Below are 3,351 nucleotides of genomic sequence, written 5' to 3' on the forward strand. Positions count from 1 at the left end.
CCGCGTCCCAGCGCAATCACCGCCAAGGAGCCGACCACGGCGCGGCGCGGACCCAGGCGCCGCAGCGCGGCCGGGGCCAGCCAGGCGCCCACGCCCATCAACGCCATGGGCAGCAGGGTCAGCCAGGACAGCGTGGACAGATCCATGCCGGTGGCGGACTGGATCTGCGGTCCCAGCGGGCCGATGGCCGTGAGAAACGGGCGCAGGTTCAGCGTGACCAGCACGACGGTGGCCAGCCACAGCGCCGTTGGAATGGCGTGTGCCGCGGCAGGGGTCTCGGTGTGCGCAGGCGCAATGGACGACATGGCTTCAGGCCCAGGGGACGTTGCCGTACAGCTGGGCCGCCGTGATGCCCGTGTCCAGCCGCGTCAGGGGCAGCGGTGGCGGCTGCAGCGGCATGCGCAGCCGCTGGTAGGCGCCCTCGCTGGACAGACCATACGGCTGGGCATCCGCGTTGTCGAAGGCGAAGAAGACCTGCTCGGCCCCGGCCATCACCAGCGCCGCCAGGCACATGGGGCAGGGGTGGCCGCTGGCGTAGATGGTGCAGCCGGCCAGGCTGACGTTGGCCTGGGCGCGCGTGCCCGCGCGCAGCGCCTGCATTTCTGCGTGGGCGCTGGGGTCATGGCTTTGCACGATCTCGTTGACGCCCGTGGACAGGATCTGCCCCTCGCGCGCGAGCAGGGCGCCGAAGGGCCGGCCGCCCCGCAGGCGGTTGTCGTGCGCCAGCTGCACGGCATGGCGCAGCAGGCGGATGTGTTCTTGTTCTTGCATGGGGATGGCTGGGCAATCGGGAGCTGAGGCCGCAGTCTAGGACGGGGGCCATCAATTGGAAAATTAAATGATCAAATGCCAGGCAGTGACAAAGCCACTGAAATTCGCCCAAGCCCCATGCAGCCCTCTTCCATAGACCCCACCCTGCTGCGCAGCTTCTGCGCCGTGGCCGAAACCGGCAGCTTCACGCGCGCGGCGCAGGGCGTGCACCTGACCCAGTCCACGGTCAGCCAGCAGATCCGCAGGCTGGAGGAGCAAATGGGCTGCACGCTGCTGGACCGCAGCGGGCGCCATGTGGAATGCACGCTGGAAGGAGAGCGCCTGCTGGCCTATGCGCAACGCATCCTCGCGCTCATGGACGAGGCCGTGGAGCAGTTGGCTGGCGCCACCGAAGCCGTGCTGCGCATCGGCGTACCAGAGGACTTTGCCGGCAATGCCTTGATGCCCGCCTTGGGCGCGCTGGCGCGCAGCCAGCCGCAGTTGCGCCTGGAGCTGACCAGCGGGCTGTCGCAGGCGATATGGCAGCAGTTCCAGTCCGGCGAGCTGGACCTGGCCATCGTCAAGCAGCGCAGCGGCAGCACGCCCGGCATGGCGCGCTGGCCTGAACCGCTGGCCTGGATAGACAGTGCGCGGCATCCCTGCCACGGGATGGATCCCTTGCCTCTGGTGGTATTTCCGCAGGGCGGCCTGTACCGCAGCGAGATGACGCATGCGCTGGATGCCGCCGGCCGGCGCTGGCGCCTGGCCTATGTGAGCGCCAGCCTGGCCAGCCTGGAAGCCGCCGTGGAGCAGGGCCTGGGCATCAGCCTGCTGCCGCGCCGGCTGGTTGGGCCCGGCCACCGCCTGCTCGACGGCATGGCCGGCTTCGCCCCCGTGCCTGATGTGGAAGTGGCACTGCACGTGCGGGCCCAGTTGTCGGCGCCGGGTCGACGTCTGGCCGGGCGCCTGTGTGAGGTGTGCGAGGCGTTGCTGGGCGTGTCTTAGTCGAACAGCTCGGCGTGCGTGCCGGCTCGCACGAAAATGATCGATTCGTTGGCGCCCTGGCCATCGAGCCGGTAGATCAGCAGGAAATCGCCCCCCACGTGGCACTCCCTGTGATCGGCCCAGTCGCCGGTGAGGGCATGGTCAAGCCACTGAGGCTCCAGGGGGGCGTCGTTGGCAATCAGCAGCAGCATGGCCTCCTTCAACCGCTTCATGTCATGGCGGCCGGAATGCGACAGCCGGACCCAGTCCTTGGCGAAAGCCTTGGTCCGGTCCGATGCGCGGGGAAGGACTGCGCGCTTACTGCTCGCTGCCTTTTTCGAGGTCATGGAGCAAATCGTCCGCGGTGGCAAAGCGTCCCTTGCGCATGGCGCGTGCCTCCTGCATGGCTGCGCGCGTCTCGGCGTTGGGTGCCCTGAGGTCGAAGGGCAATTGCTGGTCGGCCACCACGCGCATCAGGAAGACACGTACGGCATCCGACACCGTCAAGCCCATGCCGGCCAGGGTTTCGGCGGCCTGTGCCTTGATCTCTTCATCCACGCGCACGTGGATCATGGTGGTGGTTGCCATGGTGTGCTTCTGCAAAAATGGGTGAGATACATTGTATCTCGCAGGGCAGAAGACAGGTAGGCAGGCAGGTTGCTGGGATGTCGCTTGGCGGCTCCCGCCTTCGAGCCCTCCAACAAAAATCCCCGCCGTGGCGGGGATGGTCGGTGGAGACGCGCAGGCTCAATCCATCGTCAGGTTCTGCTTTTGCACCACGTCCTTGTAGACCGCCAGTTCGGCCTTGATCTCTTCAAAGAAATGCTCGGGTGTGTCGGCCACGATCAGCGAGCCGGTTTCCTCGATGCGCTTCTTGATGGCGGGGTCCTGCAGCACCTTGCGCGTGGCGGCATTGACCTTGTCCACGATGTCGCGCGGCAGGTTCTTGGGGCCGACGATGCCGTAGTAGGCCATGCGGTTGACGGGGGCCAGGCCCACTTCCTTGAAGGTGGGCACATCGGGCAGCGCTGCCAGGCGCTGAGGCGCGGCCACCACGATGGGCACCAGGCGCTTTTCCTTGACGAAGCCCAGGGCGGAGGGCAGGTTGTCGAAGATCAGCGGAACCTGGCCGGCCACGGCGTCGTTCAGCGCGGGGCCGCTGCCACGGTAGGGCACGTGGGTGATGTCGGTGCCCGTGGACAGCTTGAACATCTCCATCATCAGATGGGTGATGCTGCCGTTGCCAGGCGAGGCGTAGGAGTACTTGCCGGGGTTCTTCTTCACCTCGGCCAGGAACTCCTGGTAGTTCTTGCCCGCGAACTTGGGGTGGGCCGCAATGATGTTGGGCGTGGCCGCGATGTTCACGATGGGCGTGAAGTCGGTCAGCACGTTGTACGGGATCTTGGGGTTGATCGCCGGGTTGGTGGCCGTGGTGGACACGGTGGCAATGCCCAGGCTGTAGCCGTCGGACTGGGCGCGCGCCGTCTCGGCCGCGCCGATGCTGCCGCCGCCGCCGCCCTTGTTCTCGACCACCACGGGCTGGCCCAGGGCGCGGCCCAGCGGCTCGGCCACGATGCGCGCGATCAGGTCGGTGGTGCCGCCGGCCGCGAAGGGCAC

General features: G+C 67.4%; 5 protein-coding genes and 1 pseudogene. 1 reads left to right on the top strand and 5 read right to left on the bottom strand.

The window, feature by feature from the left end; all coding sequences use genetic code 11:
• A pseudogene (locus L995_RS17545) lies at positions 1-305 on the bottom strand (MFS transporter); the annotation flags it as partial.
• 4 nt (positions 306-309) lie between these two features.
• Positions 310-771, bottom strand: coding sequence for a nucleoside deaminase (locus tag L995_RS17550; protein ID WP_047472795.1), 462 nt, complete (start codon positions 769-771; stop codon positions 310-312).
• A 117-nt stretch (positions 772-888) separates the two neighbouring features.
• Between L995_RS17550 and L995_RS17555 the strand changes: the two genes are divergently transcribed.
• Entirely contained in the window at positions 889-1,755 is an 867-nt protein-coding gene (locus L995_RS17555; RefSeq protein WP_047472796.1) for a LysR family transcriptional regulator, read from the top strand.
• On the opposite strand, the gene L995_RS17560 is transcribed toward L995_RS17555, so the two are convergent.
• From L995_RS17560 to L995_RS17570, 3 genes are all read right to left on the bottom strand, one after another.
• Positions 1,752-2,081, bottom strand: a complete 330-nt coding sequence (locus L995_RS17560) for a type II toxin-antitoxin system YafQ family toxin (protein WP_026062230.1) — start codon at positions 2,079-2,081, stop codon at positions 1,752-1,754. The two genes, L995_RS17555 and L995_RS17560, sit on opposite strands and share 4 nt — an antisense overlap.
• Positions 2,053-2,322 carry a type II toxin-antitoxin system RelB/DinJ family antitoxin gene (locus L995_RS17565; protein WP_047217841.1) on the bottom strand — a complete coding sequence of 90 codons (270 nt, stop codon included), beginning with the start codon at positions 2,320-2,322 and terminating at the stop codon, positions 2,053-2,055. The genes L995_RS17560 and L995_RS17565 overlap by 29 nt, the downstream gene beginning before the upstream one ends.
• A 159-nt stretch (positions 2,323-2,481) precedes the next feature.
• On the bottom strand, positions 2,482-3,351 hold an 870-nt coding region (locus L995_RS17570), incomplete at its 5' end, for a tripartite tricarboxylate transporter substrate binding protein BugE (protein ID WP_047472797.1).

The sequence above is a fragment of the Delftia sp. ZNC0008 genome (assembly GCF_000799035.1).
Classification (GTDB): domain Bacteria; phylum Pseudomonadota; class Gammaproteobacteria; order Burkholderiales; family Burkholderiaceae_C; genus Comamonas; species Comamonas tsuruhatensis.